Source organism: Muricoccus nepalensis, from assembly GCF_006438825.1.
In the GTDB taxonomy this organism is placed as follows: domain Bacteria; phylum Pseudomonadota; class Alphaproteobacteria; order Acetobacterales; family Acetobacteraceae; genus Roseomonas; species Roseomonas nepalensis.
On sequence record NZ_RCZP01000055.1, the window covers coordinates 1 to 25,972 of the forward strand.

Below are 25,972 nucleotides of genomic sequence, written 5' to 3' on the forward strand. Positions count from 1 at the left end.
ACGGCGGCGCCGGCAACGACGTCCTCACCGGCGGCGCCGGCGCCGACCGCTTCCTCTTCGAGCGCGGCGCCGGGCGCGACGTCGTGACCGACTTCCAGCCGGGCGTCGACAAGATCGTCATCGGCGGCGGCTTCACGGCCTTCACGAGCTTCGCCGCCGTGCAGGCCGCCCTCCGCCAGGACGGCGCGGACGCGGTGCTCGAGCTCGGGAACGGCGACGCCGCCATCCTGCGCGGCGTCAGCGCCGCCGCCCTCACGGCCACGGACTTCCGCCTGCCCGCCGCCTCCCTCACCACCCTCCGCCCGACCTTCGCCGACGAGTTCAACAGCTTCTCCGCAACGCCGACGGGCATCGGCGCGACGGGCGCCGCCACCTGGCGCTCGACCTTCCTCTGGAACACCCGCAGCATCCCCAACGAGGTGCAGTACTACGCCGACGCCACCACCGTCGGGCCCTACCCCTTCGCCCTGCACGACGCCGGCGGGCAGGGCGTGCTCGACATCACCGCCCGGCCCGCGGCCGGCCTGCCCGACGGGCTCACCTACACGAGCGGCCTCCTCACCTCCTCCGCCAGCCTCGTCCAGACCTACGGCTACTTCGAGATGCGCGCCCAGATCGCGACCGGGAAGGGCTTCTGGCCCGCCTTCTGGCTCGGGCGCGCCGACCTCACCTGGCCGGCCGAGATCGATGTGCTGGAGGTGGTCGGCGACTCCCCGGGCCTCGCCTACGAGACCATCCACACGAACTCGACCGGCACCAGCACCCGCTCGCAGTCGGTCTCCTCGCCCGTGGCGGACCTGTCGCAAGCCTTCCACACCTACGCCGTCTCCTGGCGGCCCGACGTCATCACCTTCTACATCGACGGCACGGAGCTCTGGCAGGTCGCCACGCCCTCCGACATGCACTCGCCGATGTACATGATGGCGAACCTCGCCGTCGGCGGCCCCAACAGCTGGCCGGGCGCGACGGATGGCGCCTCGTCGGCGACGATGAGCATCGACTACATCCGCGCCTCGCAGTTCGCCGACCTCACGGCCCCGGTGCGCCCGGTCGAGGTCCGCTCCCTCCTGCTGACGGGCACCGGCGTGGTGGACCGCTTCGTCGGCGGCGCGGGGGAGGACCGCATCACCGGCGGCGGCAACAACGACGCCCTGACCGGCGGCACCGGCGCGGACACCTTCATCTTCTTCTCCGGCGACGGAAAGGACATCATCACCGACTTCCAGCCCGGCGTGGACCACCTCCTGCTCAACGGGCAGAGCGCCAGCGACGTCACCGTCATGCCCAGCGCGTCGGGGCTGGTGGTGGCCTACGGGACGAGCACCATCACCCTCCAGGGCGTCACCGCCCTGCAGGCCGGGGACCTCACCTACGGGGACGTGGTGGCGCTGTCGTCGGGCAACCAATTCCTCGACCGCTCCGCCTCCGCCCGCGCCCAGACCGTCAACGGCGACACCGGCAACGACACCATCATCGGCGGCAGCGGCGACGACTGGATCATCGGCGGCAAGGACAACGACGTGCTGGCCGGCGGCGCCGGCCGCGACACCTTCGTCTTCGACAGCTGGGACGGCCACGACACCATCAACGGCTTCGTCCCCGGCGAGGACCACATCCTCCTGCGCGGCATCCCTGCGGCCAGCGTCTGGATCAACCCCGCGCACAGCCCCACCGGGGTGGCCGGCCTCGAGGTCACCTACGGCACGAACGGCGACTCCATCTTCCTGCCCGGCCTCACCGCCCTCAGGGCGGGCGACATCGTCTTCGCCTGACGCAGGGCGCGCAGGGCCGAGGGGGCGCTACGCCGCCTCGGCCGGCGCGGCGATCCGCGCGAGGTGCTCGTGCAGCTGCTGCCCGTTCCGTTCCCAGCTGAAGCGCTCGGCGCTCTCGCGGACGGCGCGCTGGGCCGGCGGCGCCTCGAGGATGGAGCGGATGGCGACGGCGATGGCGGCCGGCGAGCGCTCCCGCAGCAGCCGCCCCGCGGCGGGGCGGTCGATTGCCTCGGCCGCGCCGTCGACGTCCGGCGTCACCACGGGGGTGCCGCAGGCCAGCGCCTCGATCCAGGCATTGGCCAGGCCCTCGCTCTCGGAGGCGAGGGCCATGACGTCGGCCGCCGCCAGGATGCCGGGCAGCTCCCCGTGGGGCATTCCCCCGACGAGCCGCGCCCGCCCGCCCAGGCCGCGCCGCTCGATCAGCTTCTGGAGCCGCCCCCGCTCGGGCCCCTCCCCGACCACCAGCAGGGTCGCGCTGGGCAGCTCCGCCATCGCCTCGATGACGAGGTCATGGCCCTTGCGCGGGATGAGGGAGCCGAGGCTCACCACGAGCGGTCCCCGCACCTGGAGCTTCTCCTTCGCCGCCGCCCGGTCCCGCGGGCGGAAGCGCTCGAGGTCGCAGCCCGTGTAGTGGACGGCGATCTTGCCCGCCTCCATGCCCATCGCCGCCATGTCCCTCGCGAGCGAGCGCGAGACGGCCAGGAGGCAGCGGGCCTGCGCGGCGGCCGCCATGATCCTCTCGCGGCAGCCCCGCCGCCGCCCCCAGTAGTGGATGTCCGCCCCGCGCGCCTTGATGAGCAGCGGAACCCCGAACTCCGCCGCGAGAAGGGCGGCGGCCGGGCCGTCCGGGTAGAAGAACTGGGCGTCCATCGCGTCGAAGGCGAAGCCCTCCCGCCGCCAGCGCTCCACGACCGGCCGCACCGCCCGGGCCAGCAGGACCGGGTTGATCCGCCCGGTCACCCCGGGGACCGTCAGCATCGGGGGGCGCGCGACGCGCAGCCCCTTCCAGGTCTCCTCCTCCGGCAGGTGGCGAAGGGGGCGATAATGCGGGTGGAGGTCGAGCGGAAAGGGAGGCCGTCCGATGGGATTCACGACGCGCACCTCCACCCCGTCCCGCGCCGCGAGGGCAAGGGTCTGGCTTTCCACGAAGACGCCGAAGGTCGGGCGGGCGGCGTTCGGGAAGAGAGTGGAGATCGTGAGCACGCGCAGCATCCGGGCTCCTTAAGCACCTCCGCCCCTGTTTGGCACTTTAACGGTGGAGGTCAAACCGATCTCCGCGCGCGCCGGCAGGGCCAGCGGGCGTCCGTCGCGGCGTGAACGGCCCGGGGGCCTGCCCGGTGGCGAGGCCTTCGGCGCTTTTTCCGGGTATTTGGAAACGCGGCCCGCGCGGACCGGCCCCCGGGCCCCTGGCCGCCTCGCGGGGTGGACCGGGCCGGCGACGTCCCCCTCGGGGGCCGGAGTCGGAGAAGGGTGGCCCGGAACGCGGGCCGATGGCGCCCGGCGGGAACCGGGGCGGGCCGGCTATCCCCCGCCGCGCCCCGTTCCCCCGCCGCGCGGCGCCGGGACGGGCCCGGCCGCCGCGAGCCCTCCGTTCAGTCCGCCGCGAAGCAGTAGAACAGCCCGGCGCCGCCGGTCGTCCGCAGCGCCGGCAGGCCGCACCCGCGCGTCGCGTGGGAGGAGTTCCAGGACCGCGCGGGCGCGTCGTCCTGCAGGCCCAGCCGGTCGTGATGCCCGACGATCGCCGATCCCTCCGCCCCGCCGAGCGTCCAGTTGCCGCAGGTCCGGTCCCCGTCGCCCGCGAAGGCGGTCCCGTCCGGCTGGGAGCCGGTGAGGACATCGTGGTTGTTCGGGTTGTCGCCGCGCCCGTTGACGACCTCGCCGCGCTCGGTCAGCGCGCTGCCCTTCGTCAGGCCATTGGAGTCGCCGTGGAGGGAGGCCAGGTCCTGCGCGATGACCTCGCCCTTCGCGTTGCGCCAGGGGCCGCGGCCGATCCGATCCCGCGCGTTCACCGCCGGGCTGCCGGCGGCGGCGGAGGTGCTGAGATAGGCCCGCCAGGTCCGGTTGCCGGCCCCCGCGGCCAGGGCGAGCGAGCGGCAATGCGCGTCCGCGCCGGCCAGCCCGCCGAGGTTCGCGCCCTGCCCGGGATTGGCGGAGGTGACGAAGAAGGTCATCTCGCCCGCCGACTGGGCCCGGGCACCCGGGGCGGCCAGCAGAAGCGCGGTGGCGAGCGCGAGGGTCGTGGCTCTGTGCATGGCTTGGTTCCTCCCTTTGCTTGTTTCCCGGACGGGCCGGGCGTCGGCCGCGCCCTTGGGGCACCGCCTGGGCGGGCCACCGGTGGCGGCCACGCGCGGGGAAGGTTAGTGCGAACCGGCAATCTTCGCCAACGCCCCCCGGCTGCATGCTCCGGGCCGACCCTGGGCTGGACGCGGCGTCCGGCTCAGGCCCCCGTCTCGGCCTCGGGGTCCAGGTAGGCCGCCGATCCCTTGTAGCTGATGATCTTCAACGGGCTGCCGACGACGACCGCGTTCGGGGGAACATCCTGCGTGACAAGGGAATTCGCCCCGATGACGGCGCCGTCGCCGATCGTCACCCGGCCCGCGATGATCGCGTTCGCGCCGACATAGACGCGCTCGCCGAGCGTCGGGTAGCCGCGGCGCTCGCCGCGGCCGGAGACGCCGATCGTGACGCCCTGGCTGATGTTGCACATCGGCCCGATCACCACGTCCGGTCCGACGAAGATGCTGCCGAAATGGCCGATGTAGAACCCGGTGCCGATCCGCGTCCGGTACTTGATCGAGATGCCCGTCGTGACCTCGACGGCTTTCTGCCACGCCACCGCCAGCACGAGCAGGGGCTGCTTGACCACGGCGGGCAGGGCGCTGCGGTAGATCGCGTGCGCGACCCGGTACTGCAGCAGCGCCCAGAGCCCCTGGTGCATGCCGACCAGCACCAGGGCGGAGGCGCCCCGCTGGTAGCGCTCGAAGCGCCGGATGTCGTCACGGAACTCGCGGATCCACTGCACCTTCGTCAACCATCCCCCGCTCTTCCCGGGCCCGGCGGCGCCCTGCCCCGTCCCGGCGTTGCCCTGCCGTCCCGTCCCACTGGGCGCCCGCTCCGGCGCCTCGCGCGAGGCCAACCGAAGAAGGGACATCGTTCCCCGCGGCACCGCCGCGCGGCCGGTCACGCGCCCCTCCCGCGGCGGCCGGGAAGATCGCTCGCCGCGATCAGCGGGCGGAGCATCGTCGCCGCCTGGAGCGAGAGCGAGAGGAGCCAGCCCAGGACGAAGCCCCGCAACCCGGCGTCGAGGCCGCCCGCGCAGGCGCAGGCGATCTCGAGGACGCTCCAGGCCGCGAAGTGGACGGAGGAGGCGCGCATCCGCCCGCGCAGCCGCATGAGCGCGAGGTAGTGCTGGCGGATCGCGAGGCTCACCAGGCCGAAGCCGAGCAGGGCGAGCCCCGGGCCGGCGATCGCCGGGTAGTCCGGGTTGAAGAAGGCGAGGATCGGGCCCGAGAGGACGAAGAGCCCCCCGCCCACCGCGAGGGCGAAGCCGCAGGACAGGGCGAGCGAGAAGCCTAGCCGCTCCCGCAGGCGCTGCGGCTCGTTGGTGCCGATCCGGTAGAGCACCATGGTCAGCGCCGCCGTGAAGAGCGAGGCCGCGTGGACCATCGCCCAGGCGGGGTAGAAGGCCGCGTTCACCGCCGGCGAGAAGAGCACCGCGATCAGGAAGGGAAAGATGATCGTCGGCGCCTGCGCCGCGAGGTTGAGGGCGTGGTGGTCCACCACGCGCGGCAACTGGCGGGCCAGCAGGCCGAAATCCGGCCGGCCCACCACGGCCAGGCCGGACCGCCGCGCGGCCAGCCCCACCGTCGCCAGCGCGAGCGACATCCCGCCGACCCAGGCGAGCAGCAGCAGCCGCGTGCCGTCTGCGCCCGGCATCCAGAGCGCGAGGAGCAGGAGCGCCGCCAGCTTCGTCAGCGCGGAGGTCACGTTCCGCAGCAGCTGCAGCCGCCCCCGGAGCTGCGCGATGAGCGACTGGTCCGTGAGCAGCGTGAGCCCGGTGAGGGCGCAGCCGGCGACGAGCAGGAGGTCGTTGGCCCCGAAGCCCTCCAGCCCGTGGTTGATGGCCGGCCAGTGCTCGCCGAGGGCGACGTAGCCGGCCCCAAGCAGGGCCGAGGCGGCGAGGCTCGCGGCCATGGCCGCGCCGATCAGCCCGAGGCCCTGCCGGGTCCCGAGGGCGGCGCCGAGCAGCAGCGTGCCGAGGCCGCACTCGCCGAACAGCCCGATGAGGCCGATCACCGAGACCAGCGCCGAGGCGGTGCCCACGGCCTCGGGCGTGAACGACCGCGCCGCGACCCACCAGTAGGCGAATCCCGACACCGCCGTCAGCGCCGTCCCGAGCGAGATGGCGGCGGTGTTGCCGAGCAGGACGAGGTTGCTGCCGAGGGACCGCCGCGCCCCCGCGAGGAGGCCGCCGGCGCGGGAACCTGCCACGAGCTGCATGGTCAGGACCCCGCCGCGCCGGAAAGGCCGGGCGCGGTGGCGCCCGCGGCGGGCCGTCCCTCGGCGCGCAGCATCGCCCGGCCCCGGAGGAAGCCGAGGCTCGCCGAGCCCAGCCCCGCCAGGATCGCCCCGGCCCGGGCGAGGGAGTGGCGGTCGAGGCGCAAGAGGCCCCGCGCCGCATCGCGCAGCACGGCCGCGCCGAGCGTCCGGAGAACGTAGCTCCGCTCCGTCCCGAGCACCCCGCGCCGGGCCGCGAGGGCGGCGACGATGGCCTTGGAGATCCCCTCGGCATGGGTGCGGCGCAGGAAGTAGCCGAAGGTCATCCGCGCCGCCGTCACGCGATGGTCCACGCGCGCGTCCTGGGCGGAGACGAAGCGGCCCCGCGGGAAGGCGGCGCGCGCGCGGATGCAGTACTCGGTCTCCTCGCAGGAGAGCAGGTTGGCGCCCGCCTTCAGCCGGCCGAGCCGGTGGCTGAAGCCGCCGATCGCCTCGGGCACCGAGCGGCGGAAGATCATCGAGCAGCCCATGACGTTGCGGACCTCCCCGCCGGCGAGCGCCTCGGCGCCGGGGAAGGTGCAGCCGACGGTCCAGAGGAACTCCGCCGGGAACCAGCCGGGCCGCGCGCCCACCCAGAGCGGCGCCACCGCGCCGGTGGCGCCGAGCACGTCGGGATCGGCGAAGGCGGCCTCGAAGCGGGCCAGCCAGTCCGGCGCGGCGACGGCGTCGTCGTCGAGGAAGGCGATGAGGTCGCCGCCGGCCAGCGCCAGCCCCGTGTTCCGCCCGCCCGACAGCCCGGAGCCGAGGGCGTTCGGCACGACGCGCACGCCCTCGAACAGCGCGGCCGCGCGGGCGAGGAGATCCTCGTTGTGGTCGATCACGAGGATGATCTCGTCGGCCGCCCGGGCCTGCGCCCGCAGCGAGGCGATGGCCTCCCGCAGGTCGTCCCAGCGGTCGAGCGTGTAGGCGCAGAGGATGACGGAGATGCTCTGCCGGTCGGTCATGCCCGTGTCTCCGAAGCCGCGGTGGCCCGCGGCGCCGCAAAGGCGTTGCTGGCGGCGGCCGCGGCGCCGCCGAGGAGGCCGGCGTAGACCGCCTCGATCCGGTCGATCACGCGGGCCGCGCGGAAGGCCGGGATGCGCGCCAGCGCGCCCGCCGAGAGGCGCGCGCCGAGCGCCGGCGCGTCGATCAGGCGCCCCATCGCCGCCGCCAGAGCGGCGGGGTCGTTGGGCGGCACGAGAAGGCCGTTCTCGCCGTCCTGCACCATGTCCGGCATCCCGCCCGTTGCCGTCACGACCATCGGCTTGCCGTGCGCCAGGCCCTCCATGACGACGGTCGCGCAGGGCTCCGGCCAGACCGAGGGCGCCAGGCCGAAGAGGCAGCCGCGCCAGGCCGCGAGCACGTCCGCGTGCGGCCAGCGGTGGAAGGCGAGCACGCCGTCGGGCAGCGGCGCCGCGACCTCCGGGAAGGGCCGCCCGATGAGCACCAGCGGGGGCGCGCCGCGCAGCCGGCGGTAGGCGTCTAGCAGGACCGGCACGCCCTTCTGCCGGTTCAGGTCGCCGACGAAGAGAAGGTAGGGCCCGTCCGGCAGAAGGTCGCGCGCCGCGGAGGAGGGGGCGGGCGCGCCGATGTCGTCGGGGATGAAGTTCGGCACCACCTCCGCCGCGTCGCAGAGGCCGTTCGCCTCCGCCACCGCCCGGCTGACGGCGAGGTAGCGGTCCACCAGGCCCCGCGCGACCTTGCTGGAGACGCGGTTGGCCAGCGCCGTGGTCACGCCCACCGCCCGGCCGTAGTGGTCGGACGCGCAGGAGAGGCAGCGCCCGAGCGACGGCCCGGCGCAGGGCCCCTCGGGCGTCATGAGGTTCTTCTTCGCGCAGACGAGGCTGTAGTCGTGCAGCGTCTGCACGAGGGGCGCGCGGAAGAAGGGCTTCAGCGGCAGCCAGGCGTGCACCATCCAGTTGTGGGCGTGCACGATGTCCGGGCGGAAAGCGCGCGCGACGCCGGCGAGCTTGGCCACCAGCTCCGGGTCCGGGAAGGGCGGCGCGTGGCGGCGCTCGGACTCGGAGAACAGCCCCGCCGCCCGCTGCAGCGTGCCGCGGAGGCGGAGGACGCGCACGGCGCCGTCCCTCTCGTCCTCGACCGCGCCCGGGTACCACAGGGTCGCCACCGTCACCGCGTGGCCGCGCCGGGCGAGTTCCGCGCCCAGGTTGCGGACGTGCCGCTCCTCGCCGCCGACGATGGGGGGATAGAACTGGGTGAGGAGAAGGATGCGCATCACGCCCCCGGTGCTCCGATGTTGAGCCAGACCTTGCGATAGACGGTGCCTGGGTTGTCGCTGTCGAAGAGCCAGGCCTCGACCCGCGACGGCGTGCCGGGCCGCACGACGAGCGGCAGGTCGCGCGTCGCCGAGGCGCCGGGCTCGAGCGCGATGCCCCGCCAGGACGCGATGGGCAGGCCGTCCTGCATCACCGCGATTGCGTAGACCATCGGGCGCGCCTCGGCGTTGCGCGCGCCGATCAGCACGGCGCCCGGCTGCTCCGGCACGTCGGGGAGCATCCAGAACTCGGTGAAGCGGAACTCGCGCCAGTGCAGCCCGTCATCGACGGCGATGACCGCCGCGCCGCCGGCGAGGCCCAGCGCGAGGAGGAAGCCCCCGAGGACGAGCGGCCTCGGGAGGGCGCGCGGCCTGCCCGGCCGCGGCGCGGCGCGGCGCGGTGCCGGCCGGAGCAGCGAGGCCGCCAGCAGCGCCCCCGTCGCGCCCGCGAGCCAGCACGCCCAGCCGAGGGCGCCGAGCATCCCCAGCCGGTTCAGCAGCAGCCCGCCGGGGACGAGGAGGGCGACGCTCGCCATCACCGCCATCGCCTCCCACTCGAGGCTCGCGTCGCGCGGCCGGCCGACGGCGTGAAGGAAGGCGACGCCGGGCCAGTAGAGCGCCAGCGGCAGGCAGGCCGCGGCGCGCAGCCCGTGGCCGTCGGGCAGCAGCGCGGTGGCGGCCAGCGCCAGCCCCGCCCCAGCCGCCGCCAGCGCGCGCGGGGACGGCTTAGCGCGCACGGCGCAGCCCTCCCGTGCCGAAGACGATGTGGCTGCCGTTGTCGAACAGCCGGTCGATGCCGGGATAGAGGTTGAACTTGAGAAGGTTGTCCGCCTCGACGGGCGAGAGCGGGTCCTCCTGGTACTCGCCCTTCTCGACGTAGTAGCCGTAGCGCGGCAGGCCCGTGGTCATCCGCATGTCGACCATCACGTAGTCCACGTAGCCCTCCCGCAGCGCGCCGATCTCGCCGCCCGTCAGCCGCGGTGCGAGGAGGACGAAGGAGGTGTCCACCTTGTCGAGGAGGGTCGTGACCACGGTCTGCCGCCCGTAGGTCGCGAGCAGGACGCGGTTGATGCGGTCGGCGGTGAAGCGGCCGCCCGGCCCGATCCAGTCGCGCGCCCAGAGCGCCGCGTCGATCCCCATCGGCTCGACCGAGGCGGCGTCGGCCGCGACGCGGTAGCCGGTCCGGGTGGAGGGGTTGCCCCAACCCGTGGCGATGCCGCCGAGGAAGCAGACCGAGAGCGCCGCGGCCGTCGCCGCGCGCCGGCGGGGCGAGGCGCCCGCGGGTTGCCAGAGGCGGGTCATCGCCACCGCGATGACGAAGCCGGCGCCGAGGAACACGAAGGGCCCCATCCGGTTGCCGATCTCCCAGCCCGCGCCCGTCAGGCGGAAGCCCACCGAGACCGGGAAGCCCACGGCCGTGAGGGCGAGGAGCAGGAGCCAGTGGTCGGACCATTGCAGGCGCAGGAAGCGGAAGATCGCGGCCCAGCCGCGCTCCGGCCGCACGGACTGCGCGATCGCGCGGAAGAAGCCGGTGAGGAGGCCGCCGACCACGACGAGGAGCGCGACGATGCTGAAGACGCGGATCTCGATCGGGGACTGCGCCCCGCTCATCGTGGAGAAGAGCTGCCGCGACCGCCCCGTGCCGCTGAGGAGGTTGGCCAGCTCGGTGCTTCCCTTCTCCAGGATCGGGCCGAGATAGCCGTCGCCGGAGCCGCCCTGCAGCCGCGACCAGGCGACCGGCAGCGCGACGGCGGCGACGGCCACGACGAGGAGGAAGCGCCGGTCCGGCGCGCCCGCGCGGCTGAACCGCGAGAGCGCGGCGAGAAGGGCGAAGAAGCCCGCCGTGAAGTAGGCGGACATGTGGTGCGTCGTCGCCAGCGCGGCGAGCGGCAGGAGGGTCAGGGCATAGGCCGCGAAGGGCGAGGCCGCCGCGTCGCGGCGGGTGGAGGCCGCGAGCAGCGCGAGGACGAAGAAGGTCAGCGCCAGGCTCTCGTAGGCGAACTGCGCGTCGAACAGCACGAAGCCGGAATTGCCCATGTAGACGAGGCAGGCCACGGCCGCGACGCGCGCCGAGCGCGTCACCCGCTCCAGGAGGCAATAGACGCCGACGACGAGAAGGAAGCGCGCCACCGCCAGCACGACGTAGCCCGCCGCGAAGAGCGGCAGGCCCGTGAGCTCCACGAGGGCCGTCGTGGCGAGCTCGAGGCCTGGGTAGGCGGGGCTGATCGGCAGGAGCGGGTTGGTGGTGTAGAGCCGCTTGCGCTCGAGGATGTCGAGCGCGGAGGCGACGTGGAGGAACTCGTCGAAGAAGACGAAGCGCGTCGGCGAGTGCAGCCACTTCGCCGCCAGCGCCGCCATCCCCACGAGCGCCACGAGGAAGATCCGCTCCGCCCGCGCCGTCCCGTGGCGGCCGGCGCGGAGGGCGACGGGGAAGAACATCACCCCGTAGGCCGTCCACTGCAGCAGCGCGTTCGGCCGGTCCCGGTAGCCCTCGTGGTGCGCCTGGGCGAGCATGAGCAGAGAGAGGGCGACGCCGACCGAGAGGATCGCCATCCAGCCGGGATGCGGCCGCTCCTCCGCCTCTGGCGCCTCGGGATCGAGCCGCGGGCCGATGAGGTCGAGCACCCGGCCCACGAAGCCTCCTCGCGCCGCCCGCGCGTCCAGCGCGGCGGGGCTCCAGAAGCGCGGGGGCCGTGGCGCGTCGCCCGGCACGGCGTCGGCGGCAGGCGGGCTCATCGGTCGCGGCCGACGTCCCGGTAGATGGCCTCGAGCTGGCCGGCGCAGGCCTCCCAGCTCGGCAGCGCGAGCGGCGCGCGGCCGCCGGGCTCGGCGAGGGTCGCGAGCATCGCCTCGGCGATCGCCTCCGGGGAGGCGGCGAGGGGCACGGTGCGGACCATGCCGCGCTCGGCCATCTCCATGAAGCCCGAGCCGTCCGTCACCAGGACGGGGCAGCCGAGGGCGAGCGCCTCCATCACCGCGACCGGATGCGCCTCATAGTCGCTGAGCAGCGTCACGACGGAGGCGCTGCGGAGGACGGCGGCGAGCCGCCCGCGCTCCGCCGGCGGCACCGCCCCGATCTCGACGCAGTCGCCGAGGCCGAGGCGCGCGACGAGCCGCTCGAGCTCCTCCCGGTAGGGGCCCTCGCCGAGGATGCGGAGCCGTGCGCCCGGCCGCCGGGCGCGCAGCCGCGGCATCGCCTCGATCGCGCGGTGATGGCCCTTGTAGCGCTCGAGACGCCCGATGGAGACGATCAGCGGCTCCGTCGCCGAGGCCTCGCCGGCCGCGCCGTCCAGCGCGAGGCCGGCGCCGTTCGGCACGATCGCCACGCGCTCGCGCGGCAGGCCCATCTCGCCCGAGAAGCGGTCCGCCTCGTAGCGGGAGACGGCGATCCACCGCGCCGCCCGGCGGACCAGCGGCGCGAGCAGCGCGGATTGCAGCGCGCGGATCCGGTTCCGCCAGGGCGAGGAATGCCCGCCGCTGTGGAAGGTGATCACGAAGGGCACCCGCTTGCGGATCGCCGCCAGCATGGCCAGCGGCGGAACCAGCGTGTGGTAGCCCTGGATGTGCACGACGTCGCAGTCGGTCGCCATGAGCGCGCCCCAGAGGCCGGGCGCGAGGTAGTAGTCGCGCTGCCGCGGCCAGGCCGGAACCCGCAGGATCTCGAGGCCGTCCCGCATCTCCGCGATGGGGCGGCGCCCCGTGCGGTCGGTCGTCAGCACCGTGACCTGGTGACCGGCCGCGGCAAGCCGCCGCCCGGCCTCGTTCACGTGGGTCTCGATGCCTCCCATGTCCGGCAGGAAGCGCGCCGCCACCATCAGGATGCGCAGCGGCCGCTCGGCGCGCCCCGCGGCGTCCGGCCTCGCGCGCGGCCTGTCGCCGACCGCCGACATCCCGTCCATGTCAGGCGGCCCTCATCTCGCGGCGGCCCGCGCGGCGGCCGAAGCGCTCGCGCAGGATGGTCTTCAGCACGCGCCAGCCGTCCGGGATGGCCCGCAGGTTGCTCTCGCCGTGCAGCCGCAGCTCCTCGAAGCTCGGCACCTCCATCACCTTCAGGCCGCTCTTCAGCGCCGTCAGGTTCAGGAAGGTCTCGACCTCGAAGCCGTCGCAGGTCGGCTCCAGCAGCGGGACGTGGCGCGTCCAGAAGCCGAAGTAGCCGTAGCAGAGGTCCGAGAAGGAGCCGCCGTAGAGCAGCCGGACGATCTGGGTGAGGCCCCAGTTCCCGGCCATGCGGAACAGCGACATGTCGATCGTGCCGCCGCCCTGGAGGAAGCGCGACCCCTTCACGAAGTCCGCGCCGGACATCAGGGCGCCGACGAGCATGATGATCTCCCGCGGGTGCATCGAGCAGTCGGCGTCGAGCGCGATGATCATGTCGCCCTCCGCCGCCGCGAAGCCGGCCCGCAGCGCCGCGCCCTTGCCGCGCACCGGCTGCATCACCACGCGGACGTCGCGGCGCAGGCCGCGCGCGACCTCGGGGGTGCCGTCGGTCGAGTGGCCGTCGACGATGATGACCTCCTTCACCCAGCCCGGAAGCTGCGGCAGCAGGACCCGCAGGTTCTCCGCCTCGTTCAGCGTCGGGATGACGAGGGACACGGTCGGGGCGTTGGCGCCGATGAGGCGGGGCCCCAGAGGGGTCGGCCAATCCCTCTGGTAGGGCTCGCCGGGGGACATTCCATCCATGAGAAGCTCCTTCGCGGTGTGGCGTCCGATGGCCCCGGACAGGCGTTCCACGTCGCCCCCGGAAGGGGGCGTCGGCCGGCGGCCCTGGGGGTTGGGCGGTGGCAGGGGGTTAGGCGCGCGCCGGGTCGTCAGCGCGGCGTCAGGGGAGCGGTGCCGAGCAGGCCGGTCAGGCGCGCGGGCGGCCCGGCGCGCTCCGGCACAGCGGCGGTCCGCGGGGGCGGGCCGGGCGCGTCGAGCAGGCGGACGAGATCGCCGGGCTCGAGCGTCATGGTCGGCGTGGCCAGGAGGACCTCGGCGCCGCCCTGGCTCTTCCGCACGACCTCGAAGCGGAGCGGCATCTCGCCGTCCGGCACGTCGAGCACCGTCCGGAAGAGGGAGCCCACCCGCAGGCCGGAGGCGAGGTTGCCCGACAGGTCGTCGATCTCGCGGGTGAGCGTGGCCAAGTCGGCCTCCGTCGCCGCGACGATCTCGCCGAGCATCCGCGTGCGCTCGAGCTCGAGGGTGGTGAGCTGGCGCTCCGCCTCGGCCATGGTCGTCTGGATCCCGGCCTCGCGGTCCGAGGCCTCGGCGAGCTCGCTCTGCGCCTGCGCGAGGGTGACGCGGTGGGCGTTGCCGTTCTGGTAGAGCGCCTGGATGCCCTCGAGGCGGGCGCGGCGCTGCGCGACGTTGGCGCGGACCGGCGCCAGGCGGTCGCGCGTCGCCTTCAGCGACTTGCCGGCCGACTCGATGGCGGCGGTGATCGCGCGGTCGCGCTCCTGCCGGGCGCGGATCAGGGGCTCGCGCGCGGCGACAGCCTCGGCCAGCAGCGCCTCGGCCGGCGCGTGCCCGACGAGCTGCGCCAGCTCCGCGGGAACCGCGGGCGGCTCGCCCAGCTGCTCGGCGCGCAGCACCGCGGCCTTCGCGAGGGTGATCTGGAGGCGCCGCGTGGAGATCTCGCTACGGCCGAGCTCGCGCACCGCCTCGACCGCGGCGCCGCGGTCGATCTCCTGCACCCGCAGCCCGCCGGCGAGGGCGATGGCGTGCAGCGGCGTCAGGCCGGCCTCGTAGGGGTAGGGGCCGGGCGTCCGGACGGCGCCGAGCACGTAGATCGGCTGGCGGGCCGCCAGGTCCACGCTGGCCGAGCCGCGGCGACCGATCAGCCGCTCGAAGGCGGCCGTGATGTCGGCGCCGAGCTCCCCCAGATCCCGGCCGGCGGCCGCGAAGGTGCCGAGCAGCGGCACCGAGATCCGCCCGTCCGACCGGACCACGAACTCGCCAGACAGGCCCTGGTGAAGGTAGAAGCTCGTGTCCGGCCGCGACGGCCGCTGCTGGTTGGCCCAGCGGTCCTCGCTGTCCGCCAGGCGCTCGAAGACGTTCACCCGCAGCTTGTCGCCGACCACCAGCCGGGTCACGCCCGCCGCCTCGACGGCGGCCGGCGGCGCGGCCTGCAGCGACCGCGGCTGCGCCCGGGCCGAGGGGGCCGGCCCGAGGAGAAGAGCCGCCGCGCAGATCGCCGGAAGCAGGATCCTGCTCCAGTAACCATCGGCGCCCGCTTCTCTCGAAACAACCTCCAGGCCAGACGTCGGCATCCGTTCACACTCCGCTTCGGCCCTACCGCAAGTACCCACGTCCCTGACGACCAAGCCTCCCCCACGAGCTCTTTTCAGGCCGCGGTTTCCCGTTCCCGATCCAGGCTCTGGATTGGGTCGTAGGGGAGGTTTTTCTTGGGGTGTCTGGAGTCGTTGCGGTAAAATTGGTAACGCTCTGATCAGTTGATTACCAAGCAGCGGCAGGGCGCACAAGCACGAAATTGTGAACGAACGTGCTGGAGCCGGATTGCATTCGCCTTGACGCCGTCATCTGCTGGGCCGGCAGGCCTCGGCCGCGGGGCCAGCGGCCCTGCCCCGGCGGCGCCTCCCACAGAAGGACCGAGCGTGCCCCTCCGCGACCGCCCCGCCCCGCGGCTCCTCGCCCTGCTGCTCCTGGCCGCCGGGCTCCCGCCCCTGCCCGCCCGGGCTGCGGAGCGACCCTGGCCGCTGCCGGAGCTCTGCCGCGTCGAGCTGCCGGCGGGCACGGGAACCCGCTACTACCTGGACCGCGGCGCGCCCAGGGCCAGCGACCGGAACGCCGGCACCTCGCCCGAGGCGCCCCTCGCCTCGCTCGCCGCCGTGCAGCGCCTGCGCCTGCGGCCCGGCGACAGCGTCGCCCTCCGGGCCGGCACCCACTACGCCGGCGAGCTTCGCCTCACCGCCAGCGGCACCCCGTCCAACCCGATCCGCCTCACCGCCTATGGCGAGGGGGAGCGGCCCAGCATCCGGGCGACCGCGCCCTTCGTGATCAGCGCCGCCGGCGCCAGCGACGTGATCATCGAGGCCATCGGCCTCCGCGGCGCCCCGGACACGGCGATCGTCCTCGACGACGCCACGCGCCGGATCGTCGTGCACGACGTGCTCATCACCGGCTCCGGCCGCGGCGTCGACGTCCGCGGCGAGAGCCACCTTCTGGTGGGCAACAGCATCCGCGACCTGCACATGGTCACCAACACGCCCGGCGGCGACGACGACTCCGGCGCCCAGGCCTTCGTCATCGGCGGGCGCGGGCACCGCTTCCACTGCAACCACGTCCGCAACGCGCGCGCGATGAGCTACGACTACGGCACCGACGGCGTCGGCTTCGAGTTCTGGCGCAGCGCCGCCGACATCGTCGTCAGCGGCAACTGGGTCGAGGATTCGGCGGGCTTCTTCGAGGTCGGCGGACTGCCGGGGGACAAGGTGCGGAACCTGCTGGTGCAGGGCAACGTCGCGCTGAACGCCTCACCCTTCCACTGGCTGCACAACAAGCGCGGCACGGGAAACTTCGGGCTCGAGATCACGGGCCTGCAGGTCCTGAACAACACCATCGTGGACACCCAGCACCGCGCGCTGCTCTTCGGCTTCGGGGACCGTCCGGCCCCTGGCAGCTACCGCTTCGCCTGCAACATCGTCGTCGCGCCCTTCGCGCGGCAGGTCTTCAACCAGCCGACGGAGGAGGCATCCCACAACCTCCTTCCCCCCGGCGCGGGCGTGGCCGGGCGGGGCAACCTCGCCGGCGACCCGCGCCTCGTCTCGCCGGCCCTGCAGGACTTCCGGCCGCAGCCCGGCGGCCCCGCCCCCTGGGCCGGCGCCTTCGCGGCCGAGCGCGACCCGGGCTGCGCGCCCTGAGGGCCGCGCGGCCGGGCCCCGTCAGCCCGCCGGCCGCCCCTTGGAGCGCCGCCGGTACACGACGACGCCGTCCCGCGCGTACCAGGTGTCGTAGTCGGCCTCGAGGAAGGCGGCGACCCGGGTGCGATTCTCGCCGACGATGTAGAACGGCATGCCATAGGCGTTGTTGACGATGTAGTCCGGCCTCAGGCCGAGGATGTAGCCGAGCTCGTCCGCATGGCTGTACCCGGCCTCCGCGAGCGGCCCCAGGATCGACGCGCGCACGATGTTGTCGGGGTGGGTGGCCACCGGCGTGATGGGCGGCCGGTCGAGGTAGAACAGGACGAGGTGCTCGTGCATCGTCCAGATCCGGTCGCCCGGCGCCATGTCCGCGCGGATGGCCTCGGCGGCGTTCCGGACCTTGTAGGACGCGCGCACGGCCGCGGGGTCCCACAGCACCGCGGCGGTGTCCCGGGCGGTCGCGGCCGCCGCGGCAAGGACGGAGACCAGCACCGCGCCGGCCAGCACGGGGCGCAGGGGGCGGAGGCCGATGGCCCAGGCCGCGCTCACGGCCGCGAAGGGATAGAGCTGCAGGAGGTAGTGCGGGTAGCCGCCCCCGCTGATCAGAATGGAGAGCGCGACCGCGCCGGCGCCGGTCCAGAGGACGAGCGCGTCCACGCCCGCCTCGTCGACGCCGCGCCGCGCCGCCTCGATGCCCCGCGCGACGGCCGACAGGCTCCCGAGAAGGGCCAGGCCCACCAGGATGCCGAAGGTGAGCGGGTAGGCCCTGGCCGTCTCCGACGCGTTCGTCCGCGTCGTCCGCAGGGCCGAGACGAAGCCCATCTCGTCCGAGTAGTGCCGCGGAACCGTCACGGCGCCGAGCACCAGCACGTCCAGCGCGCCGCAGGCCCAGTAGGCGAGCACCAGGGCGGCTAGCGGCCCCAGCCCGCCCGCGACGTAGCCGGCCACGAAGCGGCGGTGGAAGCCGAGCCGCGGGAGGAACGCCCCCGCGAGGCACAGCAGGCCGACGGCGATGACGACGAGCGCGAGGTTCGTCCGGATCAGCGTGGCCAAGCAGAGCAGCGCGCCGACGGCGATGGATGCCCCGAACGAGCGGCGCCGCGTCATCAGCAGGAGCAGCGCCCAGGCCAGCGGCGCGATCGCGAGGATCTCGCTGCTCGTGTAGAGCCCGAAGGGAAGCGACAGGGCCGAGACCATCGCCAGCACCGCAAGGCCGGCCGCGAGGCGGCTGCCGCTGTAGCGCCGCGCCGCCAGGAAGGTCGCCGCCGCCGTCAGCACGATGGAGGCGTCGCCGAACAGCCGCGCCACCGCCAGGCTCTCGCCGAAGATCCCGAGGGGAGCGGCGAGCAGCAGGAACAGGCCGGGCGGCTTCATGTCGTAGATCTTGGTGTAGGGCAGATGCCCGCGCAGCACGTCCTGCGCCATCAGCAGGAAGGTGCCCTCGTCCCAGTCGATCACCTCGCGGCGGAGGCTGCCGAGCTGGGTCGCGAGGACGAGGAGGAGGAACAGCAGCAGCCAGCCCCAGTCGGCGAGCGGCCCCGGGCCTGGCGCCGGAACCCGTCCGCGGAAACCCCGCTCCTGCATGCCGTCCCCGCCGCTCGCCCCGACCAACGCCCGCGCACCCGCGCCGCACTCGATGCGTTCGTGCATCATTTCTCCGGCCGATGGCAAGCCGCCCCGGGGCGGCCGCCGCGCCTCAGCCCGGGACGGGCCTCAGCCGTTGCATCCGGACCATCATCGAGACGCTCGTCACCCGGTGCAGCGCCCGCGCCAGGTCGCGCGGGGAGAGGAGCATCGCCACCTCCTTGAGGCGCCGGTGGTAGATCAGCTTGGTGCCGACGGAGATCAGGAAGCGGCGCATCTCGGCCGCGTTCTCCGGCGAGAAGCGGTGCCAGTTCGCCTTCAGGGTGCGCCGGATGAAGCGGCAATCCGTGCCCTCGAGGAGATAGGGACGGTAGCTCACGTTCTCGACCAGCTTCGCGGCGACCGCGGCCTCGAGATAGGTGAACTCCTCGGGCGTGAGGTCGTCCCGCACGAGGCGCAGCAGGCCGGCCGTCGTCTCCGCGCCCTCGTAGGCGGGCAGCCGCTCACGCGGGAAGGAGAGGTCGGCCCGCCCCGCGCGCCGGCGCAGCGCGGAGACGGCCGCGAGCTGCGAGTTCAGCGCGGCGACGCGCCCGTTGCGGAGCGACTTGCTCGTGATGCTGCCCGCGTGAAGCCGGTAGTCGCCGAGCAGCTCGGGCGGGTTGTGCAGCCGGCCGCGCTCCTGCAGCCGCCAGTAGAGGTCCGTGTCCTCCGAATGGAAGACGTGGCGATATCCCCCGACGGCGACCAGCGCCTCCCGTCGCGCCATCAGGAAGGGGTGCATCAGGTAGGGCTCGCGCGAGGGGAACCAATGGGGGTCGGCGAGCTCGGGCGCGCGCAGCCGGGCATAGTTGCCGGTGGGGTCTCCCTTGCCGTTGACGTGGCGCGCCACCGCCCCGACCGCGACGCAGTCCGGATGGGCCCCGAGATAGGCGAGCTGCACCGCGAAGCGCGTCGGGTAGGACAGGTCGTCCGCGTCGTGCCGCGCGATGTAGGGCGCCTCGCTCCGCTCCAGGCCGAGGTTGAGGGCGTCGACGATCCCGCTGTTGCCGGGCTTGCGGATGAGGACGACGCGCGGATCCTCCGCCGCGATGCCCTCGACAATCTCCGGCGTCGCGTCGGTCGATCCGTCGTCGACCACGAGGATGCGGATCCCCGTCACGGTCTGCTCCTGGATGGAGCGCAGCGAGGAGACGATCGTGTCGGCGCTGTTGTAGGCGGGGATGAGGACATCCACCGCGGGATCGTTGGTCGGGGGCATGGATGATCCTACAGGGGCGGGGCCGCGGCGACCGCCGGCGTGGGGCGAAGCCGCGCGACGACGCGCCTGACCTCCTCGAAGATGGGGTGCTCGAAGAACCAGAGCAGACAGGCCCAGGCAAGCACGCCCGCGCCGACGCTGGTAAAGACCACCGGCAGGGGCGCGTGCGCCGACCAGCCGCAGAGCGTCATGGCGATCCCGGCGGGCAGCACGGCGGCGAGGGTGAGGAGAAGGCTGCGGCCGTAGATCGACGCGTAGTCTGCCCAGCGGGTGTCGGTCAGGCGCTCGAGATGCGGGCGGTAGAAGAGGAACATCATCACGGCCTCCACGATCTTCATCGCCGCCGCGGCCTCGAGGCTGATCAGGCAGCCGATGGCGAAGAGGCCGAGCGAGATCGGCGCGCGGATGATCTCGATACGCGTCTGCCGCGCCGTCTCGTTCGAAATCACGAAGATGTCCCAGGCGAGCATGATTGGCACGAAGAGGGCGGCCGAGACCGAGAGGATGCTGAGCGGGGCGATGGCGCCCGCCCAGTTCTCCCCGAAGAGAAGGATGACCAGCGGCCCGGAGACGACGGCGATGCCGGCGAAGGCGGGCCAGAGGAAGCCTGTCAGGACCTGGATGAGGCGCAGGTAGCTGTGCCGCAGCGACATCTTCCGGCGCCGCTGCTCCGCGAAGTCCACGATCATGACGCGCAGGATGATCGCCTGGATGTTCTCCCACAGCACGCCGGTGAGGCTGGTCGCGCGGGAGAAGAGGCCGAAGGCGCCCAGGCCGAGGAACTTCGACAGGAGGAGGTCGGAGATCCGCCCCTGCAGCCCGCCGATCATGGAGATCGTCAGCATCTGGGTCCCGAAGCGCATCACGTCGCGCCAGTGCTGGAGGCCGAACTCGATCACGATCAGCCGGCGGCCGAAGAGGTTGTTCAGCGCGGCCGAGATCACGGCGCTGATGATCTGCCCGTAGCCAAGGCTCATGTAGCCGTGGCCCGAATAGGCGAAGTAGAGCGTCGCGACGTTGGCGATGCTGTAGCGGAAGACGTTGACGAGGGCGACCGAGCGGAACTCGCCGCGACGCTCGATGCCGGAGGCGGGGATGAAGTCGAAGATCCCGATGACCGGCGAGATCGCCAGGATGAGGAGAAGGTCCCTCACCCCCGGCTCCTTCAGCAGGGCGCCGCCGACCGCGCTGAGCAGGAGGATGGCCAGCGCGATGACGAGGGCGAGGGCCGCGTTGATCGTGAACAGCGTGGCCAGCAGGGGCCGGTCCAGCTCCGGCGCGCGGATGAGGTAGGTGCCGAGCCCGAAGGACCGGAAGATGGACAGCATGCCGACGATGGAGAGGGCGATCGCGAAGATGCCCATCTCGTAGGGACCGAGAAGGCGGGCGATCAGGATCGAGACGACGAACTGAAGGGCGAAGAGGCTGCCGTTGGCGACCGTCATCCACGCGAAGCTATGCCGAATAGACGCCACGCCGGTGTTCCTCGAGTGCTCGCTGCGTTGACAGCCCATGAAACTTCCGGGAACCCGGGCTGACGCGAAGGCAGAACTTCAACAATACTTGACCTGTACTGATCCGTGCGGGTCGATCGCGGGCGTCTGAGCCACAGGGTCTGATAGGGCGCAATAAACGTTTCCGCGTGCGCCGGGGGCCGATCGGTTCCGAGTGACGGCCGCGCCGAGGGCCATCCCCGTTCCCACCGCACCTCACCGCCCCGACAACGTTGCGGCCATGCAACCGATTGCCGGGAAAGAGGCTCCATTTTGATATCGCAACCCTTGCGGCGACTTCGCAGGAGCGGAAATCCCTATACGCTCTGATCAAATTCAGGTCATCAACCCATCATCGCACGAAGTCGTGATTCAGGAGACCCTCCGACCATGCAGGCAACAACGGCCGTCGTCCCCCTGCGCGTCTCGGACGAGGCCTTCCTCGTGGCCTCGACCATCGAGCGCTGCCCGAAGACCATGATGCTGCGCGAGCTCGTCATGAACGCCATCGAGGCCGCCGCCACCGCCCCCGCCGGAAAGGGCCAGGTCCGGCTCTTCGCGCGGGACGTCGCGGGCGTGCCCAAGCTCTGCCTCTGGAACACCGGACGCGGCCTGTCGCCCTCCGAGCTGGTCCGGATCTCCGACCTCTCCTCCTCGCTCTTCAAGAACATGGCGCTCGACGGCAACTTCGGCATGGGCGCCAAGGTCGCCTCCCTCGCCTCGAACAAGCTCGGCCTCCGCTACCGCTCCTGCCGCCAGGGCCAGGTCTCAGAGATCGTCATCGGCCAGCACGAGGGCGTCTACGGCCGCAAGGTGCCGGCCGGCACACCCGCGGGGTCCGACGCGGCCGACGTCACCGCCGCCTGCCGGGACGAGGGCGAGCACGACCTCGGCCACGACTGGACCGAGGTCCTGCTCCTCGGCAACGACGCCGCCCAGAACACCGTTCTCGACCCCTACGCCGGCAACCCCGCCGTCCGGCCCGACTGGATCGCGCAGGCGATGGCGCGCCGCTTCTTCCGCCTGCCCCCCGGCGTCGAGGTCCGGCTCGAGGCCGGGATCGGCGGCGCCGCGGCCGGCACCGCCTACGAGCCCTCCCTCGCCCCCCGCTTCTTCGACCGGGCCGAGGCGGTCCGCACGGCCGAGGGGATCACCCTCCACTACGGCTACCGCGCGCCCGACTCCGAGGCGCCGACCGGCCCGCTGCTTCCGGTCGGCCTCGGCGGCATCGTGTTCAACAGCGAGGTCTACGGCCTCGTCGAGGGGCGCCGCTGGACGCTGGAGGCGCCTCATTACGGCTTCGCCTTCGCCTCCCGCCACTGCTCCGTCCTGGTCGAGCTGCCCCCCGACTTCGGCGCCCAGCCCGAGGTCTACCGCCAGTTCCTCCGCTTCCGGGACGGCGACCAGCGCCAGGTGGTGCTCGGCGACTTCGGCGAGCTGGTGCGGACCCACATCCCCGGCTGGCTGCTGCGCATCATCGACGCGATGCGGCCGGCCGCGGAGGACTACCTGAAGGAGATCTCGGCCGATCTGCAGGCGCTGATGCTCCAGCTCGGCCTGAAGGACCGGGTGGTGGCGAAGCCGGCGCTGCGCGGCCTGCGGCCGGAGCGCGCGGACGGCGCGGAGGCCGCCCCCCCGAAGCCCGCCGCCGAGGCCCCGCCGCCGCCGCTCGGCCTGCCGGTCCCGCCCGAGATCATCCTTCTCCACGAGGAGACGGAGATCGCCGACCGCGGGCTGACGAACCGGGCGGCGCGCTACTACGCCACCGCGCGCCAGCTCTTCGTGAACCTCCGCTACGCCGCCTTCATCCGCCTCTCCGCCCAGCTCGGCGTCGAGTTCGACCCGGTGGCGGAGACCGCGACCCTCGATTACGTCTGCCGGCAGGTCGCCGAATGGGCGCTCATCCGGCGCCTGACGCGCAGTGTGGTCTACGGCCTCGACAAGCCGCGCCTGGGCTGGACCGGCGACGAGGTCTCCACCGTGCAGTCGGCCGAGGCCCTCAGCCTCCTCGTGGACGACCTCGAGGGCGTCCTCCCGGCGGCGCGCCAGCGCATGGCCTCGCTCCTCGGCCTCGAGGCGCCGCGCGGCGGCGAGGACCGGGCCGCCCCGCGCGCCGCCGCCCCGGAGGACGGCCTCTCCCTCGCCGAGCGCCTGGCCGGCGAGCTGGCCGAGGCGGAGGCGAACCTCCAGCGCGCCCGCGGCCGGAACCAGACGGCCCTCGGCCCCTACTACCGGCGCATCGCCGACATCGAGATGCGCCGCCGCAACCTCGGCGCCGCCGAGTCCTGGCTCGAGCGCGCCCTCGCGGTCGACGGCAGGAACCCGACCGTCCACAACGACGTGTGCAGCCTTCGCCTCGCGCAGGGCAACCTCGCCGGCGCGGCCGAGGCGGCCGAGGCCGCCATCGCCCTCTGCGTGGCCCCTCCCATCGGCTATCTCCGCCGCCGGGCCGCCATCGAGGTGATGCGGCGCGACTGGGGCGCGGCGCAGCGCTGGCTGGACCAGGCCCTCGCGGCCGACCCGGAGGACGCGCTGAACCACCACGACCTGGCGGGCCTGCGCCTGGCCGAGGGCGACCTCGACGCCGCGGCCGCCGCCGCCGCCCGGGCCGTGGCGCTCGACGGCGGCGCCCGCGCCGCCCCGCTGCGCCGCGCCGCCGACATCGAGAACCGCCGCCGCAACCCGGCCGGAGCGGAGGCGCTGCTCGCCCGCGCCGTCGTGGCCGATCCGCAGGACCCCGGCGCCTACCACGACCGGGCGGGGCTTCGCCTCGCCGCGGGCGACCTCGACGGCGCCGCGGAACAGGCGGACGCCGCCATCGCCCGTGCCTCTGCCGCCCCCGTCCCCTATCTCCGCCGCCGCGCCGCCATCGAGGCCGGGCGGAAGAACTGGGAGGTCGCCGAGGCCTTCCTCGGCCAGGCCGCGGCCGCCGACCCGCGCGACCCCGAGGTGCCCTTCGACCTCGCGGGCCTGCACCTCGCCCGCGGCGACGCCGAGGCCGCCTTCCAGGCGATCGAGGCCGCGACGGCGCGCCAGGACGGCGCCCCCCTGCGCTACCTCCGCCGCCGCGCGGCCATCGAGGGCGCCCGCCGCAACCACGCGGAGGCCCTCGCCATCCTCGAGGGCGCGCTGGCGGCCGAGCCCGACGACGCGGACCTCCACTTCGACCTCGCTGGCCTGCACCTCGCCCAGGGCCGCCCCGAGCGCGCGGCGGCCTCGGCCGACGCCGCCCTGGCGCTCTGCACGGGATCGCCGGTCGCCTATCTCCGCCGCCGCGCGGTCGTGGAGATCGTGCGGAAGGACCCGGCCGCGGCCGCGGGCTTCCTGGACCAGGCCCTGGCGCTGGAGCCGGCCAACCCCGACCTTCTCCACGACCTCGCAGGGCTGCGGCTCAACCGCGGCGACCTCGACGGGGCGGCGGAAGCCTCGGACGCGGCGCTCGCGCAGGGCACCGGCCCGGCGGTGATCTACCTTCGCCGGCGCGCGGCCATCGAGGGCGCGCGGCGCGACTGGGCGGCGGCGAAGGCCTTCCTCGAGCGCGCCCTGGCCGCGGACCCGCGCGACCCGGACGTGCGCCACGACCTCGCCGGCGTGCTGCTCAACGCCGGGGAGACGGACCGCGCGGCGGAGGCGGCCGAGGCGGCCCTCGCCCGCCGCGCCGGCTCGCCGGTGCCCTACCTGCGCCGGCTGGCGGCCATCGAGATGCGGCGGAAGAACCCGGCCGCCGCGCAGGTGGTCCTCAACCAGGCCCTGGCCGCGGAGCCGCACGACCCGGACGTGCTGAACGACCTCGCCGGGCTGCGCCTCGCCGTGAACGACCTCGACGGCGCGGCCGAGGCGATCGACGCCGCCCTGGCCGCGGCCCCCGCCGCGCCCCTGCCCCTGCTTCGCCGCCGCCTGGCGATCGAGGCGATGCGCAAGGACTGGGACGCGGCCCAGGGCTGGATGGACAAGGCCTTCGCGCTCGCGCCCAACGACCCGAACCTGCACCACGACCAGGCGGGCCTGCTGATGCAGCGGGGCGACCTCCAGGGCGCCGCGCGCCGCGGAGACGGCTCTCTCCCTCAGCCCCGCCCCCTCCGTCGTCCTGCTGCGCCGCCGCGCCGACATCGCGGCCCGCGGCCAGGAGTGGGACGCGGCCGAGGCCCTCCTCGCCGAGGCCATCGCCCTCGACCCGATCGACCCCTACGCGCTGCACGACCTGGCCGGCCTTCGCATTGCCCGCGGCGACGCGAAGGGCGCGGCGGAGGCGGCCGAGGCGGCGGTGGCCCGGGCACCGTCCCTGCCGCCCGTCCTGCGGCGGCGCGCGGAGGTCGAGATGCGTCGGAAGGACTGGACCGGCGCGCGGGCGTGGATGGAGCGCCTCATCGCGGCCGACCCGGCCGAGCCGCGCTGGCGCTACGACCTGTCGAGCGTGCTGATGCAGAGCGGCGACCTCGACGGGGCGCGAGCCGCGGTGGAAGAGGCGCTGAGCCAGGACACACTGCCCGCGCTGGCTGATTAAGGCGCTTCCACTGACCACTTGTTCTTCCCGGTTGTCCCTCGCCAGCATTAGGACAACCGGGAAGCTTCATGCTCGCTGCCCATCAACCTCGCACAAAGCATTCCAAGGTTCTCATGATCGAGCTCAGGCGCCTGGACAGAGGCAGGTTGGTTGCGGAGGGCTTGCAGGCAGCGTCCCTGAACACGCCCCTTGTTCGCATGCACGAGAAGGTGGTTCTGGAAGCGCCCTTCTACTCGACAGCCAGCATGAACTGGGCAGCTCCATTGTCTGTTGGAGCCTTCACCCACATCAACGGTGGCAATTTCGCTTTTGCGTCCGTGGGAAGGTACTGCTCCATTGCCAATGAGGTCGCGGTTGGCCAAGCCGAGCATCCGCTCGATCGTCTGTCATTCTTGACGTGCCCCCGTAGAAGCGGTCCGTCGGTTATGTGGACCGGCGGCTGTTTTGAGGAGGCAGAGGATGGGCCGGAAGAGGACGCACACGCCCGAGGAGATCGTCGCCAAGCTGCGGCAGGTTGAGGTGCTGACCACGCAAGGCAAGCCGGTGTCGGAGGCGGTGCGGGCGATCGGGGTGACCGACCAGACCTATTACCGCTGGCGGGCCGAGTTCGGCGGCCTGAAGCTGGACCAGGTGAGACGGTTGAGGGAGCTGGAGCGGGAGAACGCGCGGCTGCGGAAAGCGGTGTCGGACC

Annotated in this window: 18 protein-coding genes and 1 pseudogene; 5 read left to right on the plus strand and 14 right to left on the minus strand. The window is 73.6% G+C overall.

Annotation, left to right across the window (positions count from 1 at the left end; genetic code table 11):
* Positions 1-1,772 (plus strand): family 16 glycosylhydrolase (locus tag EAH89_RS33245; RefSeq protein ID WP_140886926.1); only part of this gene is annotated, 1,772 nt, incomplete at its 5' end.
* A 27-nt stretch (positions 1,773-1,799) separates the two neighbouring features.
* On the opposite strand, the gene EAH89_RS27675 is transcribed toward EAH89_RS33245, so the two are convergent.
* From EAH89_RS27675 to EAH89_RS27725, 11 genes are all read right to left on the minus strand, one after another.
* Entirely contained in the window at positions 1,800-2,984 is a 1,185-nt protein-coding gene (locus tag EAH89_RS27675; RefSeq protein WP_140886927.1) for a glycosyltransferase, read from the minus strand.
* Positions 2,985-3,364: 380 nt separating this feature from the next.
* Positions 3,365-4,024: a lectin gene (locus EAH89_RS27680; protein WP_140886928.1), complete on the minus strand. Its 660-nt coding sequence runs from the start codon at positions 4,022-4,024 to the stop codon at positions 3,365-3,367.
* A gap of 185 nt (positions 4,025-4,209) precedes the next feature.
* The gene (locus EAH89_RS27685) at positions 4,210-4,956 is read right to left on the minus strand and encodes a serine O-acetyltransferase (RefSeq protein WP_206667708.1); all 747 of its coding nucleotides are present in this window, start codon (positions 4,954-4,956) and stop codon (positions 4,210-4,212) included.
* A complete protein-coding gene (locus tag EAH89_RS27690; protein ID WP_140886929.1) occupies positions 4,953-6,272 on the minus strand; it encodes a polysaccharide biosynthesis protein in 1,320 nt (439 codons plus the stop codon). The genes EAH89_RS27685 and EAH89_RS27690 overlap by 4 nt, the downstream gene beginning before the upstream one ends.
* Before the next feature lie 2 nt (positions 6,273-6,274).
* Entirely contained in the window at positions 6,275-7,273 is a 999-nt protein-coding gene (locus tag EAH89_RS27695) for a glycosyltransferase family 2 protein (protein ID WP_140886930.1), read from the minus strand.
* The gene (locus tag EAH89_RS27700) at positions 7,270-8,544 is read right to left on the minus strand and encodes a glycosyltransferase family 4 protein (protein WP_140886931.1); all 1,275 of its coding nucleotides are present in this window, start codon (positions 8,542-8,544) and stop codon (positions 7,270-7,272) included. The genes EAH89_RS27695 and EAH89_RS27700 overlap by 4 nt, the downstream gene beginning before the upstream one ends.
* The gene (locus EAH89_RS27705; RefSeq protein WP_140886932.1) at positions 8,544-9,320 is read right to left on the minus strand and encodes a hypothetical protein; all 777 of its coding nucleotides are present in this window, start codon (positions 9,318-9,320) and stop codon (positions 8,544-8,546) included. The genes EAH89_RS27700 and EAH89_RS27705 overlap by 1 nt, the downstream gene beginning before the upstream one ends.
* The gene (locus EAH89_RS27710) at positions 9,310-11,319 is read right to left on the minus strand and encodes a hypothetical protein (RefSeq protein WP_140886933.1); all 2,010 of its coding nucleotides are present in this window, start codon (positions 11,317-11,319) and stop codon (positions 9,310-9,312) included. The genes EAH89_RS27705 and EAH89_RS27710 overlap by 11 nt, the downstream gene beginning before the upstream one ends.
* A complete protein-coding gene (locus EAH89_RS27715) occupies positions 11,316-12,482 on the minus strand; it encodes a glycosyltransferase family 4 protein (protein WP_140886934.1) in 1,167 nt (388 codons plus the stop codon). The genes EAH89_RS27710 and EAH89_RS27715 overlap by 4 nt, the downstream gene beginning before the upstream one ends.
* Position 12,483: 1 nt before the next feature.
* Positions 12,484-13,263 (minus strand): glycosyltransferase family 2 protein, encoded by a 780-nt coding sequence (locus tag EAH89_RS27720; protein WP_206667709.1) that lies wholly within the window; start codon positions 13,261-13,263, stop codon positions 12,484-12,486.
* A gap of 128 nt (positions 13,264-13,391) precedes the next feature.
* Complete coding sequence (locus tag EAH89_RS27725; RefSeq protein ID WP_140886935.1) at positions 13,392-14,831, minus strand: polysaccharide biosynthesis/export family protein; 1,440 nt, start codon at positions 14,829-14,831, stop codon at positions 13,392-13,394.
* Positions 14,832-15,176: 345 nt separating this feature from the next.
* Between EAH89_RS27725 and EAH89_RS27730 the strand changes: the two genes are divergently transcribed.
* Positions 15,177-16,442, plus strand: coding sequence for a right-handed parallel beta-helix repeat-containing protein (locus tag EAH89_RS27730; protein ID WP_140886937.1), 1,266 nt, complete (start codon positions 15,177-15,179; stop codon positions 16,440-16,442).
* A gap of 21 nt (positions 16,443-16,463) precedes the next feature.
* Here the strand turns inward: EAH89_RS27730 and EAH89_RS27735 are convergent, their stop codons facing one another.
* From EAH89_RS27735 to EAH89_RS27745, 3 genes are read right to left on the minus strand one after another with little or no spacing between them, the layout of a single operon-like run.
* Positions 16,464-18,092 carry a hypothetical protein gene (locus EAH89_RS27735; protein WP_140886938.1) on the minus strand — a complete coding sequence of 543 codons (1,629 nt, stop codon included), beginning with the start codon at positions 18,090-18,092 and terminating at the stop codon, positions 16,464-16,466.
* Between the two features lie 46 nt (positions 18,093-18,138).
* A complete protein-coding gene (locus EAH89_RS27740; protein WP_140886939.1) occupies positions 18,139-19,284 on the minus strand; it encodes a glycosyltransferase family 2 protein in 1,146 nt (381 codons plus the stop codon).
* 8 nt (positions 19,285-19,292) lie between these two features.
* Entirely contained in the window at positions 19,293-20,759 is a 1,467-nt protein-coding gene (locus tag EAH89_RS27745; protein ID WP_161993798.1) for an oligosaccharide flippase family protein, read from the minus strand.
* Positions 20,760-23,240: 2,481 nt separating this feature from the next.
* On the opposite strand from EAH89_RS27745, the pseudogene EAH89_RS33620 reads away from it, so the two are divergent.
* The 3 genes and pseudogenes from EAH89_RS33620 to EAH89_RS27755 form a co-directional block, all read left to right on the plus strand.
* Positions 23,241-24,641: pseudogene (locus EAH89_RS33620) on the plus strand (tetratricopeptide repeat protein); the annotation flags it as partial.
* Positions 24,642-24,885: 244 nt separating this feature from the next.
* A complete protein-coding gene (locus EAH89_RS33625) occupies positions 24,886-25,281 on the plus strand; it encodes a tetratricopeptide repeat protein (RefSeq protein ID WP_408906327.1) in 396 nt (131 codons plus the stop codon).
* A gap of 459 nt (positions 25,282-25,740) precedes the next feature.
* Positions 25,741-25,972 (plus strand): transposase (locus EAH89_RS27755; RefSeq protein WP_140886942.1); only part of this gene is annotated, 232 nt, incomplete at its 3' end.